The organism is Rhizobium sp. 01T437 (assembly GCF_056398505.1).
On record NZ_JBFTPM010000006.1, the window covers coordinates 407236 to 423015 of the forward strand.

Annotated in this window: 13 protein-coding genes; 10 read left to right on the forward strand and 3 right to left on the reverse strand. The window is 61.5% G+C overall.

The window, feature by feature from the left end:
- The first annotated feature begins 22 nt into the window (after window positions 1-22).
- From AC1DM5_RS15090 to AC1DM5_RS15135, 10 genes are all read left to right on the forward strand, one after another.
- A complete protein-coding gene (locus tag AC1DM5_RS15090) occupies window positions 23-1039 on the forward strand; it encodes an acyltransferase family protein (RefSeq protein WP_477821582.1) in 1017 nt (338 codons plus the stop codon).
- Window positions 1040-1253: 214 nt separating this feature from the next.
- Complete coding sequence (purU, locus tag AC1DM5_RS15095; RefSeq protein ID WP_477821581.1) at window positions 1254-2138, forward strand: formyltetrahydrofolate deformylase; 885 nt, start codon at window positions 1254-1256, stop codon at window positions 2136-2138.
- A gap of 114 nt (window positions 2139-2252) precedes the next feature.
- Window positions 2253-5180: an aminotransferase gene (locus AC1DM5_RS15100; RefSeq protein ID WP_477821580.1), complete on the forward strand. Its 2928-nt coding sequence runs from the start codon at window positions 2253-2255 to the stop codon at window positions 5178-5180.
- 518 nt (window positions 5181-5698) lie between these two features.
- The gene (locus AC1DM5_RS15105) at window positions 5699-5893 is read left to right on the forward strand and encodes a hypothetical protein (RefSeq protein ID WP_025669973.1); all 195 of its coding nucleotides are present in this window, start codon (window positions 5699-5701) and stop codon (window positions 5891-5893) included.
- 138 nt (window positions 5894-6031) lie between these two features.
- Window positions 6032-7027, forward strand: coding sequence for a P1 family peptidase (locus AC1DM5_RS15110; RefSeq protein WP_477821579.1), 996 nt, complete (start codon window positions 6032-6034; stop codon window positions 7025-7027).
- Between the two features lie 43 nt (window positions 7028-7070).
- Window positions 7071-7991, forward strand: a complete 921-nt coding sequence (locus AC1DM5_RS15115; RefSeq protein WP_477821578.1) for a LysR family transcriptional regulator — start codon at window positions 7071-7073, stop codon at window positions 7989-7991.
- A 169-nt stretch (window positions 7992-8160) separates the two neighbouring features.
- Window positions 8161-9690, forward strand: coding sequence for an ABC transporter substrate-binding protein (locus AC1DM5_RS15120; RefSeq protein WP_477975191.1), 1530 nt, complete (start codon window positions 8161-8163; stop codon window positions 9688-9690).
- 42 nt (window positions 9691-9732) lie between these two features.
- A complete protein-coding gene (locus AC1DM5_RS15125) occupies window positions 9733-10680 on the forward strand; it encodes an ABC transporter permease (protein WP_477821576.1) in 948 nt (315 codons plus the stop codon).
- Window positions 10680-11543, forward strand: coding sequence for an ABC transporter permease (locus AC1DM5_RS15130; RefSeq protein WP_477821642.1), 864 nt, complete (start codon window positions 10680-10682; stop codon window positions 11541-11543). Before AC1DM5_RS15125 ends, AC1DM5_RS15130 begins: the two co-directional genes overlap by 1 nt.
- Window positions 11544-11578: 35 nt before the next feature.
- Window positions 11579-12967 carry an amidase gene (locus tag AC1DM5_RS15135; RefSeq protein ID WP_477821641.1) on the forward strand — a complete coding sequence of 463 codons (1389 nt, stop codon included), beginning with the start codon at window positions 11579-11581 and terminating at the stop codon, window positions 12965-12967.
- A gap of 15 nt (window positions 12968-12982) precedes the next feature.
- Here AC1DM5_RS15135 and AC1DM5_RS15140 read toward each other — a convergent pair whose 3' ends face one another.
- The 3 genes from AC1DM5_RS15140 to AC1DM5_RS15150 all read right to left on the reverse strand — a co-directional run bounded on the left by AC1DM5_RS15140 (window position 12983) and on the right by AC1DM5_RS15150 (window position 15751).
- Entirely contained in the window at window positions 12983-13837 is an 855-nt protein-coding gene (locus tag AC1DM5_RS15140; RefSeq protein WP_477821575.1) for a C40 family peptidase, read from the reverse strand.
- 38 nt (window positions 13838-13875) lie between these two features.
- A complete protein-coding gene (locus tag AC1DM5_RS15145) occupies window positions 13876-14226 on the reverse strand; it encodes a MarR family transcriptional regulator (protein WP_037100586.1) in 351 nt (116 codons plus the stop codon).
- A gap of 133 nt (window positions 14227-14359) precedes the next feature.
- The gene (locus AC1DM5_RS15150) at window positions 14360-15751 is read right to left on the reverse strand and encodes a leucyl aminopeptidase family protein (protein WP_310379737.1); all 1392 of its coding nucleotides are present in this window, start codon (window positions 15749-15751) and stop codon (window positions 14360-14362) included.
- Window positions 15752-15780: the final 29 nt, after the last annotated feature.

Below are 15780 nucleotides of genomic sequence, written 5' to 3' on the forward strand. Positions count from 1 at the left end.
GCCTGTGGGAGCAAGACACCAGATGCTTGTCCAGCTGCAATATCTGCGTGCCATCGCGGCGCTGATGGTCGTCTATTTCCATGCGATCCTGCAGCTTGCCAAGGTCAATCCCGCCATCGACGCGACCTCGTTCATCTATGGCGAAACGGGTGTCGATATCTTCTTCGCGCTCAGCGGCTTCGTGATGTGGCTGACGACAAGCGGACGAAACATGACGCCAGTCGATTTCGCCCGCAAGCGCACCAAGAGGATTGTGCCGCTCTACTGGCTGGCAACGCTATTTTCGGCGACTGTCGCGCTTATCGCACCGTCGCTTCTCAAGTCTACCGCTTTCGATCTGCCGCATCTCATGGCCTCGATGCTGTTCCTGCCGTGGATCAATCCGGTCGACCCGACGATGATCGCGCCCGTCATCGTGCCCGGCTGGACGCTGAATTATGAGATGTTCTTCTATTTCGTCTTCGCGCTGCTGTTGCCGATCCGCGAAGACTATCGGCTGCCTGCTCTGTTCGGTGCCTTTGCAGCCATTTTGATCGTCTGCCACCTGCTACCGGAAACGACAGCCACCAAATTCTACGGCCAACCCATCATCCTGGAATTCCTGGGCGGCGTGGCGCTCGGCTGGCTCTATGGCCAGAAGCTTCTGCTGCCGCAGCGCTGGGCCTGGGTTTTGCTTGCTGTCGGCATCGCCTTCCTCTTCATCAACGAGGATCTGGTGCGGCCCGAGGACCGTTATTATGGCTGGGGCATACCGGCAATCTTCATCGTCTATAGCGCTGTTTCCATCGACTTTTCGAAACTTCCCTTTGTCCACTGGCTCAACTATCTCGGCGACGCCTCATACGAGATCTACATCACGCATGCCTTCACGCTGGCTTTCCTCCGGATCATCGCCAACCGTTTCCCGATCGGCGCGCTTCAGCAGCCTGTCATCTTCGTGATCCTCTGCCTCGTGCTCTCTTCCATCGTGGGGGCGATCATTCACGAAATCATCACGCCGCGCAGAAAAGTCCGGGTTGCCAGCCGGCCGGCCGTCTGACCTCAAACTATCAGAGGGCGAGGACGGGCTTTTCGACGGCGCAGGCAGAACGGAATCCCGCGCTGCCTGTCATAAGCTTGCGGCCATGAAAGCAAATGCCGCAGGCATGAAAGTTCGGCTTGCAATTTATTGCAGAAATGAAAGCTTGCCGGCCTGTTCGCGGCCACAGCTTTGATCTAAGCACGGCCCGGCGGCTGAAGAGAGGGAAGAGGACATGACGGACTACGTATTGACGGTAACCTGCAAATCGACGCGCGGCGTCGTGGCGGCGATTTCGACCTATCTCGCCGAAAAGGGTTGCAACATCATCGATAGTTCGCAGTTCGACGACCTCGATACCGGCAAGTTCTTCATGCGCGTCAGCTTCATTTCCGAAGAGGGTGTGACGCTTGCCGAGATCCGCGAAGGCTTCAAACCGATCTACGAGAAATTCGGCATGGAGGCTGACGTACATGACGGGAGCGAGCGCCTGAAGGTGCTTCTGATGGTCTCCCGCTTCGGCCACTGTCTCAACGACCTGCTCTATCGCTGGAAGATCGGTGCGCTGCCGATCGACATCGTCGGCGTCGTCTCCAACCATTTCGAATACCAGAAGGTTGTGGTCAACCACGACATTCCCTTCCACCACATCAAGGTGACGAAGGAAAACAAGCCGCAGGCCGAAGCCCAGATCCTCGACATCGTCGAGCAGACCGGCACCGAACTTATCGTGCTTGCCCGCTACATGCAGGTTCTCTCCGATGCCATGTGCAAGAAGATGTCAGGCCGCATCATCAATATCCACCACTCCTTCCTGCCGAGCTTCAAGGGTGCCAACCCTTACAAGCAGGCCTATGAGCGTGGCGTGAAGCTGATCGGTGCGACGGCGCATTACGTGACGGCCGATCTCGACGAAGGCCCGATCATCGAGCAGGACACGGCGCGCATCACCCATGCGCAGAGCGCCGACGATTATGTCTCGATCGGCCGCGATGTCGAAAGCCAGGTGCTGGCGCGCGCCATCCATGCGCATATCCACCGCCGCGTCTTCCTCAATGGCAACCGCACGATCGTCTTCCCCGCCAGCCCCGGAAGCTACGCCTCCGAACGCATGGGTTGAGGCAAACAACGCACTTCCCCTAAATCCGCGGCTGGCGCAATCTTCCGTTGCTTGTCGGCAAGTGCTTGATTATCTGTTTCATTAGGTAATCGAATCATGCCGCGGAGGGGTGCCATGACCGACGAAGCGCTTGTTGACCGCATGGCGCTGCCGCGCCCCGATGTTACCGCTTCCGAAGCCGCAGATATCCTTCTTTCCCATTACGGGCTTTCAGGCACGCTGTCCGAACTTGGCAGCCAACAGGACCGCAATTATCGGCTCGACACGGAAGACGGCCGCTATGTGCTGAAGATCTGCCATGCCGCCTACGAGACAGAAGAGCTCGAAGCGCAGAATGCGGCGATCCATCATTTGCGCGCCAAGGCGGATGCGCCGCGTGTTCCCAACGTGATGGCGTCCACCGAAGGACAGGAGATCGTTGCGGTCAGCGTAAGGGAGCAGAATTATCAGGTCCGTTTGCTGGAATATCTCGAAGGCGAAAGCCTGACGCACCGTGCCTATCTGGCGCCGGGCTCGGTCGCGGCGCTCGGCGCGCTCTGCGCGCGGCTGGCTGAGGCGCTTGCCGATTTTACCCATCCCGGGCTCGACCGCAGCCTGCAATGGGACCTGCGACGCGCCGGGCCCGTGGCCGTGCAACTGCTTTCCTCCATCACCGACAGCGCCGCGCGCGACAGGATCGCCAAGACGATGGTCATGGCTGTGCGCCGCATCCAGCCGCTTGCACCGTCACTGCGGCTTCAGGCGGTTCATCACGACGTGACGGGTGATAATGTCGTCAGCCGCCCCGATCTGCATGGGCGGCCTGTTCCCGACGGCGTGATCGATTTCGGCGACATCATCCGCGGCTGGCTGGTCGGCGATCTTGCCGTGACCTGCGCCTCTCTGCTGCACCAGGCAGATGGCGATCCCTTTTACATCCTGCTGGCGGTGAAAGCCTATCACGAGATTTACCCGTTGATGGAGGACGAGCTGAAGGCACTCTGGCCGCTCATCGTGGCGCGCGCCGTCATCCTCGTCGCCAGCAGCGAGCAGCAGATCGCGATCGATCCTGACAATGACTATGTCAGAGGAAATCTGGAGGGCGAACGGCGCATCTTCGATACGGCGATGTCCGTACCGTTCGAACTGATGGAAGCGGCTATCCTGAGAGCGGCCGGTCTCGATATTGCCGATGTCGATACGGCAGATTGGCAGCCGCTCTTGCCGGAGATCGATCCTGCATCCATCGCCTATGTCGATCTCGGCGTGCAGAGCCCGCATTTTTCTGATGGCAACTGGCTGGCGACCGACATGGATTGGCGGCTTCTTGCCCGCGCGGCGGCGGAAACGGGAACTGCGGCCACGCGTTACGGCGAATATCGCCTGTCCCGCGCCGGCCTGCACCGCGCAAAAGCCCAGGCGACCTATGCCCTGCATATGGATATCTGCCTTGCGGCGGGCAGTATCGTTGCCGCGCCCTTTGCCGGTCGGATCACCTGGTACGACCAGCATCTGGTCCTCACAGGCGCCGATATGAAGCTGCATATCGACGGAATCGAACTTTCAGTCGAGGACGGCAGCGAGGTCGCCGCCGGTCAGGGGCTCGGCACGGTCTCCGGCGAGACGTCCGCGCTCGGCGGATTGCGCCTGCAGCTTTGCAGCATCGCCGGCTTCGAGCCGCCACTCTTTTCGACACCGCAGCAAGCCGAGGCGTGGTCCGCGCTCTGCCCCTCGCCTTCGGTGCTTCTCGGGCCGGGTGCCGATGCGCCAAAACCCGAAACGACAGCACTTCTGGAGCTGCGGCAGGCGCATTTCGCCAGTCCGCAGAAGAATTATTACGCGCACCCGCCGCAGATCGAGCGCGGCTGGAAGGAGCATCTCTTCGATATCGAGGGTCGCGTCTATCTCGACATGGTCAACAATGTCACGATCCTCGGCCATGGTCATCCGCGCATGGCGGAAGCGATCGGCCAGCAATGGCTGATGCTGAACACCAATTCGCGCTTCCACTATTCCGCCGTCGCGGAATTCTCCGAGAGCCTTGCCTCGCTGGCGCCCGACGGCATGGATGCCGTGTTCCTGGTCAACAGCGGCTCGGAAGCCAACGACCTGGCGCTGCGGCTTGCCTGGGCGCATAGCGGCCGATGCAACATGGTCTGCCTGCTGGAGGGTTATCACGGTTGGTCGGTGGCAAGCGACGCGGTCTCCACCTCTATCGCCGACAATCCGCAGGCGCTGACGACAAGGCCGGACTGGGTTCACGCTGTCGTCTCGCCCAACACCTATCGCGGCCAGTTCCGCGGGCCGGAGTCGACGGCGGACTATCTCGGTACCGTCACACCGGTGCTGGAGGCCATCGATGCCAAGGGCGAGGGGCTGGCCGGCTTCATCGCCGAATCGGTCTATGGCAATGCCGGCGGTATTCCACTGCCCGACGGCTATCTCACGGAGGTCTACCGGCAGGTGCGGGAGCGCGGCGGCCTCTGTATCGCCGACGAGGTACAGGTGGGCTACGGGCGGCTCGGCCATTATTTCTGGGGCTTCGAGCAGCAAGGCGTGGTGCCCGACATCATCACCATCGCCAAGGGCATGGGTGATGGCCATCCGCTCGGCGCGGTCATCACGACGAAGGAGATCGCCGCTTCGCTGGAGAAGGAAGGCTATTTCTTCTCCTCTGCCGGCGGCAGCCCAGTCAGTTGCGTTGCCGGCATGACGGTTCTCGATGTCATGGCCGAGGAGCGCCTGCAGGACAATGCCCGGGAGGCGGGCGACCATCTGAAGGCGCGGCTGGCAGCACTCATCGACAGCTATCCAATCGTCGGCGCCGTGCATGGCATGGGCCTCTATCTCGGCCTCGAATTCGTGCGCGACAGAACGACGCTGGAGCCGGCGACCGAAGAGACGGTGGCGATCTGCGACCGGCTCTTAGAACTCGGCGTCATCATGCAGCCGACGGGTGATCACCTGAATGTGTTGAAGATCAAGCCGCCGCTCTGCCTCACCGAACAAAGCGCCGATTTCTTCGCCGATATGCTGGAAAAGGTGCTTCGGGAAGGCTGGTAGACGAGGGTTCCAGCCGTTTACCAATTCGGTCTTTTCAAGGCTTTCCAAATTTTAACCAAACGCCCATTGCCGGAATCAGATCGGCCTCCTATGTCTGCTTCGGCGATTACGAGCTGCTCGGACCGTCACATGGGTTGCACGAAGACGTGATAGATTTCTTTCTGCAAATCGACGTGTGATGGAATGAAATTTTTCGGATCGCCGATATTTTGACACGTTTCGGAATATGTTTCTTATAGGCCATCGGCTATTCTCTACTAAGTTAGTAGATTAAAGAGATGGTCTTTCACCGGCCCCGGGCTCTACCGGGACCACGCAAGTGCAACGCCAAAACAAGGAACGAGACATGATCGATTTCGCAATTCTCGCCAGAGTCCTTGGGCGATCTGTGCTTGGCAATGACCGTCCGGGCGCCCTCTCCCGCCCGAACTGTCGAATGTGACGTTCGTCCCCTTTCAACGGTAACAGACAAGTCAATTCGCCATAGCCAGCGCATCCGCGCGGCAGGAGTTCTACGCATGAAAAAAGAAGTTATCGAATATGCAGGCATCCCGGTCGGGATCGTCATTCCGGACGATGACCGGTTGAAGTTCATTGCTGTCAAGTTCCATGTCCATGACCTCGACGAGCAGCATTTCAGCTCGCCCGCCGAGGTGAAGCTGGCCATTCACGATCTGATGACCCGCCGTCACCCGAAGCCCCTTCATGCCTGACGCAGAACGCGGCTTTAATACTCAGAGGATTTCCGACCGGCCCGGCAAAACGGGCCGGTCTTGTTTTTTGCCAGTCTTGTCTTTTAAACGCATTTGACTTCCTATCGGCGCGCTTCCCTTCAAGACAGGAGCCAGCGCTTGTCCGATCTTCTCAACCTCCTCACCGATATTGAAGGCGTCTCCGTCGGCCACGCAACCGACCTCTCGCTTGGTTCCGGCGTCACGGCCATTGTCTTCGATGAAGCGGCAGTCGCTTCCGGCAGCGTACTCGGCGGTGCGCCGGGCGGACGCGACACAGCGCTGCTCGACCCTTCCATGGTCGTCGATGCCGTCGACGCCTTCGTGCTGTCCGGCGGATCGGCCTTCGGTCTCGACGCGGCAGGCGGCGTGCAGGCAGGCTTGCGGGAGATGGGGCGTGGATTTCAGGTTGGCCCGGTTCGCATTCCGATCGTGCCGCAGGCGATCCTGATGGATCTGCTGAATGGCGGCGACAAGGACTGGGGTCTGCATTCGCCCTATCGCGAGATGGGCTATGAGGCCGTGAAAGCCGCCCGCAAGGGGGCGTTCGATCTCGGCACTGTTGGTGCCGGCACGGGGGCAACGACCGCGACCTTCAAGGGCGGGCTCGGCTCGGCAAGTGCGGTCAGCAGCGCCGGGTATCGCATCGCGGCCATCGTCGCCGTCAATGCCGTCGGTACGGCGACGATCGGCGAAGGCCCGCATTTCTGGGCCGCCCCTTTCGAACAGAATGCAGAATTCGGCGGGCTCGGCTTGCCCAGCCTGATGGACCACAGCCTGCGGCTGAAGGGCGTGAAGACGACGGCCACGACGATCGGCGCCATCGTCACAGATGCATCTCTAATCAAGGCGGAGGCGCACCGGCTTTCCATCGCCGCCCATGACGGGCTGGCCCGCGCGGTGCTACCCGCCCACCTGCCGCTCGATGGCGATACGATTTTTGCGGCTTCCACCGGCAAACACGAGCGCAATGACATGGCAAGCCTGATGGAATTGTGCCATCTGGCCGGGATCGTCATGGCGCGGGCGATCGCGCGCGGCGTCTACGAGGCGGCGGCGCTTCCAGTGCCGGGCGCGCTGATGGCATGGCGCGACCGCTATCCGGCCGGACGCTAACTGCTTAAACTATGAAAAATGCCTGACGGCGGAGAACGGGTGAATGCAGATTCGGGCGCTGATGTATTTCGACGAGTTGGTGCGAACCAACTCCATGCGCCAGGCGGCCGAAAACCTGAATGTCGCGCCGACCGCGATCAGCCGGCAGATCGAGAACCTCGAATACCACTTCGGCGCACCCCTGGTCGAACGCAGCGCCCGCGGTGTGAAGCTGACGGCTGCCGGCGAGTTGCTGGCGGCCCGTGCAGGCCGCACGCTGCGCGAGCTCGACCATGTGCAGCAGTTGATCGAGGACCTGAAGGGCCTGCAGCGCGGCCGTGTCAACATTTACGCGAACGGCGCGACCGTCGCTAATCTGCTTGCGCCTGCGCTGGCCGAATTCAGCCTGAAATATCCCAAGCTGCGCTTTGCCGTGACGATCACCAGCGCGCGGGCCGCCATCGAAGCCGTCAACAGTGCAGAGGCCGATATTGCGGTGACACTGTTTGCGCCGCCTATGTCCGGCACGAAGGTGCGGCTGCGCTCGGAAATCGCCTACGACCTCATCACCTCGCCGAGCCATCCGGCGGCGGCGCGTCCGGATATTCCCCTGAAGGAATTGGCCGATTACGCGCTGGCGCTGCCCGACCAATCTTTCGGCTTCCGCCAGGCCTTCGACGCGCTCTTCGAGAAGGACGGGCTCAGCCTCGATCCGATTTTTGTGACAAGTTCGCTGGAGATGCTCAAGGAACTGGTGTTGAGCAACGCAGCGGTGACGCTGCTGCCGGCGCTGACCGTTCGCCGCGAAATCGAGGCCGGGCAGCTCTGCGCCATTCCCCTTGCCGGCAAGACCGGCATCCGGACGCATGTCGATCTCTGCGTGGCGCCCGATCGACAGCTTTCCTTTGCCGCAACCAAGCTTCTCGATTTCATCGAACGCTTCATGCGCGAGCGATCGAACCGCCAAACTACCGGCAAAGAATAAGACCGACAGCAAAGAGTAGAACTCGCGGACTTGCATCAGGGCAAGAATTCCTGTGTAGCTTTTTCGGCTACACTGAGCACACAAAATCGTCATTGTGTGTGCACTTCTGTGGTGTCACTCTACTCGCAAAAGGGATCCGCCAAGCAGCGGAACCAAACAGGGGAACAGGATGATCAAGGTTTCGCTCGCGCCGTCGGCGCGTCTCATGCGGCGTCTTTCCATGGGCGTTGCGCTTTCTGCCGGCATCATGATGCTGGCGCTGACGCCCGCCGAAGCCGCCAAGACCACACTCAATCTCGGCATGAGCGTCGAGCCTGCTGGACTCGACCCGACGATCGCTGCACCTGTCGCCATCGGCCAGGTGACCTGGCAGAACATTTTCGAAGGGCTGGTCAGCATCGACGAGACCGGTAAGGTGCAGCCGCAGCTCGCCAAGAGCTGGGAAATTTCCCCTGATGGCCTGACCTATACGTTCAAGCTGCAGAGCGGCGTGAAATTCCACGACGGCGAGGCCTTCGATTCGGCTGCCGCCAAGTTTGCTCTCGACCGCGCCCGCGGCAAGGATTCCGTCAATCCGCAGAAGCGCTTCTTCGCCTCGATTGCCTCCATCGATACGCCGGATGCAGAAACGCTGGTGCTGCATCTTTCCAGCCCGACCGGCAGCCTGATCTACTGGCTCGGCTGGCCGGCCTCCGTCATGGTCGGACCGAAGTCTGCAGCGGACGACAAGACGACGCCTGTCGGCACCGGGCCGTTCAAATTCTCCACCTGGGCCAAGGGCGACCACGTGGAAATGGTCAAGAATGCCGATTACTGGAACAAGGATGGTGCGGCCAAGCTCGACAAGGTGACCTTCCGCTTCATCAACGATCCGCAGGCGCAGGCGGCAGCCCTGAAATCCGGCGACCTCGACGCCTTTCCGGAATTTGCCGCGCCGGAGCTGATGAGCTCCTTCGATGGCGACACGCGCCTGGCGACCAAGGTCGGCAATACCGAACTCAAGGTCGTGGCCGGTATGAACAATGCCCGCAAGCCTTTCGACGACAAGCGCGTGCGTCAGGCCTTGATGATGGCGATCGACCGGCAGACCGTCATCGATGGTGCTTGGTCCGGCCTCGGCACAGCGATCGGCAGCCATTATACGCCGAACGATCCGGGCTATCAGGATATGACAGGCGTGCTGCCTTACAATGTCGAAAAGGCGAAGGCACTGCTTGCGGAGGCCGGTTATCCCAACGGTTTCACCTTCACGATCAAATCGCCGCAGATGGCCTATGCTCCACGCAGCGCGCAGGTGATGCAGGCGATGTTTGCCGAGATCGGCGTGACTGTTAACATCGAGCCCACGGAATTCCCGGCGAAGTGGGTGAAGGATGTGATGACCAGCCGCGATTACGACATGACCATCGTCGCCCATGCCGAGCCGATGGACATCGATATCTATTCGCGCGATCCCTATTACTTCAACTACAAGAACCCCGTCTTCAACGATCTCATGAAGAAGGTGCAGGAGACCACCGATCCGGCCGAACAGGCCAAGATCTACGGCGAAGCGCAGAAGATCCTCGCCGAGGACGTGCCGGCGCTCTACCTCTTCGTCATGCCCAAGCTCGGCGTCTGGGACAAGAAGCTGAAGGGCCTGTGGGAGAACGAGCCGATCCCCTCCAACGTTCTCAGCAACGTTTCCTGGGAAGAGTAAACATCGGATGCGGGCGGCGGCTGACAGGGTGATGAAGACGATATGATCGCACTGCTTTCCCGCCGCCTCACCGGCCTCGTCATCACCCTTCTCGTCGTATCGCTGGTGATCTTCGCCGTCATGGATCTGCTGCCTGGTGATCCCGCCTCGATCATGCTCGGCACCTCGGCGAGCCCGGAGACACTGGCAGCGTTGCGCCACGAGCTCGGCCTCGACCAGCCGCTTCTGTTTCGTTACGGCCAATGGCTTGCCGGTGTCTTCTCCGGCAATCTCGGCCAATCCTATACCTATGGTGTACCGGTCGCCGGTCTGATCGTCGAGCGGCTGGCCGTGACGCTGCCGCTCGCGCTGATCGCCATTGCGCTCTCGGTGCTGATTGCCTTGCCGCTCGGCGTGCTGGCGGCGGCGCGGCGCGGCGGCATCGTCGATGCAGTTGCCACGGTCTTCTCGCAGGTCAGTATCGCGGTGCCGGCCTTCTGGGTGGCACTGCTGCTCATCATCCTGTTTTCCACCACGCTCGGTCTCATGCCGGCAGGCGGTTTTCCGGGATGGGACGCCGGGTTTCTGCCAGCGTTGCAGGCGCTGGTTATGCCAGCCGTGGCCCTGGCTCTGCCGCAGGCCGGCGTGCTGACGCGCGTGACGCGCTCCGCCGTGCTCGACACAATGCATGAGGATTTCGCTCGCACCGCCGTTGCCAAGGGGCTATCGGGCAGCACCGTGCTCTGGCGGCATATCGTGCCGAATGCGCTGGTGCCGATCCTGACCATCCTCGGGCTGCAATTCACCTTTCTCGTCGCCGGCGCGGTGCTGGTCGAAAACGTGTTCAACCTGCCGGGGCTAGGGCGGCTTGCCTTTCAGGCGCTGTCGCAGCGCGATATCGTCGTGATGCAGGATGTCGTGCTGTTCTTCGCAGGCCTCGTCATCGTCATGAATTTCATCGTCGATCTCTCCTATCTCGTGATCGATCCGCGCATGCGAAAGGCGGCATGATGGCACCCATCGTCTCTTCCGCCGTCCTTCCGCGACGCCGAATCTTCAAACTTAGCCGACGAAAGAACCTGATCGTCGGAGCCGTGATCGTTGGCTTTCTGGCCGCGATAGCCCTGCTGTCGCTTGTCTGGACGCCGCTGCCTCCGACAAAGATGCAGATCATTCACAAGCTGCAGCCGCCGCTTGCCTTCGGCCTGCTCGGCACGGACCAGTTCGGCCGCGATGTGCTCTCCATGCTGATGGTCGGATGCTGGAATTCGCTCTCCATCGCAGTCAGCGCGGTCGCGATCGGCGGCACGCTTGGCTCAATCGCCGGCATTTCCGCGGCTGCGATCCGCGGCCCTTACGAGACGCTGATGATGCGCGCCTGTGATGTGGTCTTTGCGCTGCCACCGATCCTGTCCGCTATGATCCTCGGCGCCTTTCTGGGACCGGGGCGCTTTACCGCCATCACGGCAATCGCGGTCTTCATGGTACCTGTTTTCGCCCGCGTGACGCTCGCCACTTCCTTGCAGGCCTGGAGTCGCGATTATGTGCTGGCGGCGCAGGCGATCGGCAACAGCCGCTTCGCGATCTCGGTCCGACATGTGCTGCCGAACATCATAAGCCAGATCATCGTGCATGCGGCGATCCAGCTCGGTCTCGCGATCCTGACGGAAGCCGGCCTTTCCTTCCTCGGCCTCGGCATGGCGCCGCCGGCACCGACCTGGGGGCGCATGCTGGCCGATGCCCAGACCTTCCTTTCGCTGGCCCCCTGGCTGGCGATCCTGCCCGGCCTTGCGATCGCGCTCACCGTCTTCGGCTTCAACATGCTGGGTGACGGACTGCGCGACCTTTTCGACCCGCGAGAAGCGAGCCGCTGATGTCCTCCCAAGACAAACGCCCGAAAGACCAGACCATGCTAGATACCGATTTCACCATCCGCGAACTCAGGCGGCGCTTCACGGACAAAAGCCTCTCGCCGCTCGAATACTGGATTGCCCTCGAAAGACATATCGAGGCCTGGGAACCTTCGATCGCAGCGCTTTATCTCTATGATCCGCAGGCGGCGCGCGAGCAGGCGAAGGCATCGAGCGAACGCTGGATGAAGGGTGGAACACTCGGTCCGCTAGACGGCATCCCGGTCACGCTGAAAGAGCTGATCGCCACCAAGGACCAGCCGGTACCGCTCGGCACGAAAGCGATCGAACTGAAGCCCGCGGAAGCGGATGCCCCGGCGGCGGCTCGCCTGCGGGAGGACGGCGCAATCATCTTCGCCAAGACGACCTGCCCCGACTACGGCATGCTCTCGTCGGGCCTTTCCAGCTTTCATCATTTGAGCCGCAATCCCTGGGACATCACACAAAATCCCGGCGGTTCGAGCGCTGGCGCCTCGGCGGCAACCGCTGCCGGCTACGGGCCGCTGCATATCGGCACCGATATTGGCGGCTCCGTGCGCCTGCCGGCGGGCTGGACGGGCGTCTTCGGCTTCAAGCCGAGCCATGGGCGCATTCCGGTCGATCCCTATTATGTCGGGCGGTGCGCGGGGCCGATGACCCGCACCGTGGAGGATGCCGCCTATTCGATGGCGACCCTTTCCCGCCCCGACTGGCGCGACGGGACCAGCCTGCCGCCGAATGATTTCGACTGGATGGATCTCGATATCGATCTCAGCGGAATGCGAATCGGGCTGATGCTCGATGCCGGCTGCGGTCTTGCCGTCGATGAAGATGTGAGGATAGCGGTCGAAGCAGCCGCAAAACTCTTCGAGAAGGCCGGGGCAACGATCGTTCCATCTGGACCGGTGCTGACGCGCGCCATGCTGGATGGGCTCGACACCTTCTGGCGCTCGCGTTTCTGGGGCGACATTGCCGGGCTCAGCGAGGAACGCCGCGAGAGTATTCTGCCCTATATCTACGAATGGGCGAAGGGCGGTGCCGATGTCAGCGGCATGGATGCCGTCAAGGGTTTCAATCAGACGATCGAGATGCGAAAGACCTGCGGCCGGCTTTTCACCGAGGTCGATGCGGTGTTGTCACCGACCAATCCGATCGTCTCCTATCCGGCCGAATGGCCCTCTCCGACCAACGATCCGAAGCTGCCCTTCGAACATATCGCCTTCACGGTGCCATGGAACATGTCGGAGCAGCCGGCGTCGTCCATCAATTGCGGCTTCTCGAAGGGCATGCCGATCGGCCTGCAGATCGTCGGGCCGCGCTTCGATGACATGCGGGTGCTCAGGCTTTCGAAAGCCTTCGAAAACTGGACGGGTGGTGTGAAAAACTGGCCAAAGCCGCCAGCGGCCTGACGATTGCAGGTAGCGTCAGAACGGACGGCGGTAGCCGGTCGGCTGCTCGTAGAGCCAGCCGATGCGCTCGACGGCGGCCTCGAAATTTTCGCGTGCAACGGTCATCGTATGGCCGTTGGCATGGATGATGGTTTCGGGATCTTCGAAAATCGCAACATGCCCCTTCCAGAAGACCAGATCGCCGCGGCGCACATCCGAGCGCTTGATCGGCTCGCCGAGATCAGCCGCCTGCATGTCGGTATCCCGCGGCGCGCTTCTGCCGGTCATCTGCAGCGCAAGCTGGACGAGACCGGAGCAATCGATGCCAAGACCTGAACGGCCGCCCCAGAGATAGGGCGTTTCCAGAAAGCGGGCGGCGATATCGACATAATCCTGGCCGTCCAAGGCACCCAGCGGCTGCAGGTGCTTCGAGAAGATCGCAGTGCCGTCATCGAGGACCAGATAGCTATTGCCGCGCGCTTCCGCTTCGCCGGCAATATGGACGCGGCTACCCATGGAGAGCACTGACTTATAGGGTTTACGCAATTCCGGTTCGGGGTAGAGGAAGGTGCGCTGCGGAACGACGATGTGAGTCGGGGCCGTAGCTGCGTCTGCAATTGCGTCCTCGGGCAGGTAGCCGACATAGCCGTCGGATGCGGCTTTGACCCAGCACCAGCCGTCGGCGCGATCGAATATCGTGACATCCTCGCCATAGAGCAGTTCCGTATCGATGCCGCGGGCAAAGTCCGGCTGGGGCCGCAAGGCAACGACCGGGACGCAGACACGGGCCGTCGTGCCGCTCACGAAGCGCTCTGCCTCGACCTTGCCTTCAAGGCCGGCTTCCGCGAGATCCGGGCGATAGGCGTGAAGGCGGCGGTCGAGCATCGTCATGGCATTCCTTTCAGATGGGCCTTTCAGTCCGGGGCCATTCAGACCGGAAGCTTGCGGCCCTGCTCGCGCACGAGGTCGCCGAGCTTTTCGAGATAAAGCGCACCACCAACGGTGCGCTTGATGATGACGTTGCGCCGGTCGGCATCGTCGCGGACGCGATCGACGAGGCCCATTTCCCCCATCGTATCCAGCGCCCGGGTGATGACCGGCTTCGTCACGTTCAGCGTCGCAGCCAGTCCGCGCACGGTATGCGGCGGCGGCACCAGATAGATATGCAGCAGGATCGCCATCTGGCGCAACGTCAAATCTCTGTTGTCGTGACGGACCTGGTTGAGCGCCACACTGTGCCAGAGGCCAAGAGCCTGCGAGGCGGTCAGTTCAATCGGCACGGCCCCTCCGGAAATCGTTACGCTAACGTTTCATTTTCCGGCAGTTACAGCGTGCAAGCAAGAGGCGGCACAAAATGCCGCCTCGCAAGGTGAATAAAATTTTAACGATTAGCTCAGCGAAGGCCTTGGCGGCTCAGCGGACGCTGTGGCGGATGTGATGGTAGAGCGCGCGGATGGCCTGCGCCTCGCCGCCTCCAGGCGAATGCGCGCGCTCGTTCGGCGCCCAGCCGTAGATATCGAAATGCGCCCAGCTCTTTGCTTTGCTAACGAAGCGCTTCAGGAAGAGTGCTGCGGTGATCGCACCGGCCATGCCGCCCGCCGGAGCATTGGTGATATCGGCGAACTTGGTGCGGATGTCCTTCTCGTAGCCGGCGTAGAGCGGCAGCCGCCAGAGCGGATCGTCCGTCTCGAGGCTTGCTTCCGTCAAGTCGTGAGCGAGGATCGCATCATCGGTGAAGAAGGGTGGCAGATCGGGGCCGAGGGCAACGCGAGCAGCACCCGTCAGGGTCGCCATGTCGATCAGCAGATCGGGTTCTTCCTCGTCGGCATAGGCGAGCGCATCGGCCAGAATCAGGCGACCTTCGGCATCGGTATTGTCGATCTGGACCGTCAGGCCCTTGCGGCTCTTGTAGATGTCGCCGGGGCGGAAGGCATTCGACGAGATGGAATTCTCGACGACCGGGATGATGACGCGCAAATCCACCTTCAGCTTGGCATCCATGATCATGAGCGCCAGGCCCATGACGTTTGCCGCACCGCCCATGTCCTTCTTCATCAGTAGCATGGAGGAAGCCGGCTTGATGTCGAGACCGCCTGTATCGAAGCAGACGCCCTTGCCGACCAGAGTAACTTTGCGGTGGCCCTTCTTGCCCCAGCGCAGCTCCAGCAGGCGCGGCGCGTCGGCGCTGGCGCGGCCGACAGTGTGGACCAGCGGGAAGTTTTCCTTGAGCAGGTCGTCACCGATGATGACCGACATCTCCGCCTTGTAGTGCTGGGCCAAGCCACGGAAGGCGGCTTCGAGCTGTTCCGGACCCATGTCGTTGGTCGGCGTGTTGATGAGGTCGCGGGCGAGGAAGACGCCGGCGAGCTGGCGCTTGATCTCATTGCCGTCTGCATCGCGCGGGATCATCAGCGTTGCAGCCGGGGATTTTTCAGACTTGTAGCGGTCGAAGCGGTAGCTGCCGAGGCCGAAGCCGAGCGCCAGGCGGTTGGCCGTCAGCGGTGCGGTCTCGATGTGCCAGTCGCCGGCCGGAAGTGCGCGGGCCAGCTTGCCGGTTATAAAAGGCTGTTCCGACGGATTGCTGCCGAGGCCGAAGAGTGCGCCGCCGAGGTGACCCTCGGCGGTGGGGATCAGCAGCACCGAGCCGCTTTCCGCCTTGTAGCCGGCCTTGCCGGCCCAATCGAGCGCGATCGGATCGATCGTGCCGGTTTCGATATGGGCGGGCGTGACAGCGAAGATGGGCAGCGTCGACCCACCCTTGGTGTTGAAAGGCGTGGGTCTTTCGATGAACTGGAAGGGGGCCATGATTGTCCTTAAGCGGCGGGGCAGAATCA

Excerpts from the sequence above, each read along its gene's own strand:
- AC1DM5_RS15140 (WP_477821575.1), bottom strand. The coding sequence starts at position 13,837 with ATGACGATGCTCGACCGCCGCCTTCACGCCTATCGCCCGGATCTCGCG.
- AC1DM5_RS15120 (WP_477975191.1), top strand. The coding sequence starts at position 8,161 with ATGATCAAGGTTTCGCTCGCGCCGTCGGCGCGTCTCATGCGGCGTCTT.
- AC1DM5_RS15090 (WP_477821582.1), top strand. The coding sequence starts at position 23 with ATGCTTGTCCAGCTGCAATATCTGCGTGCCATCGCGGCGCTGATGGTC.
- AC1DM5_RS15150 (WP_310379737.1), bottom strand. The coding sequence starts at position 15,751 with ATGGCCCCCTTCCAGTTCATCGAAAGACCCACGCCTTTCAACACCAAG.
- AC1DM5_RS15100 (WP_477821580.1), top strand. The coding sequence starts at position 2,253 with ATGACCGACGAAGCGCTTGTTGACCGCATGGCGCTGCCGCGCCCCGAT.
- AC1DM5_RS15115 (WP_477821578.1), top strand. The coding sequence starts at position 7,071 with ATGCAGATTCGGGCGCTGATGTATTTCGACGAGTTGGTGCGAACCAAC.
- purU (WP_477821581.1), top strand. The coding sequence starts at position 1,254 with ATGACGGACTACGTATTGACGGTAACCTGCAAATCGACGCGCGGCGTC.
- AC1DM5_RS15135 (WP_477821641.1), top strand. The coding sequence starts at position 11,579 with ATGCTAGATACCGATTTCACCATCCGCGAACTCAGGCGGCGCTTCACG.
- AC1DM5_RS15130 (WP_477821642.1), top strand. The coding sequence starts at position 10,680 with ATGGCACCCATCGTCTCTTCCGCCGTCCTTCCGCGACGCCGAATCTTC.
- AC1DM5_RS15105 (WP_025669973.1), top strand. The coding sequence starts at position 5,699 with ATGAAAAAAGAAGTTATCGAATATGCAGGCATCCCGGTCGGGATCGTC.
- AC1DM5_RS15125 (WP_477821576.1), top strand. The coding sequence starts at position 9,733 with ATGATCGCACTGCTTTCCCGCCGCCTCACCGGCCTCGTCATCACCCTT.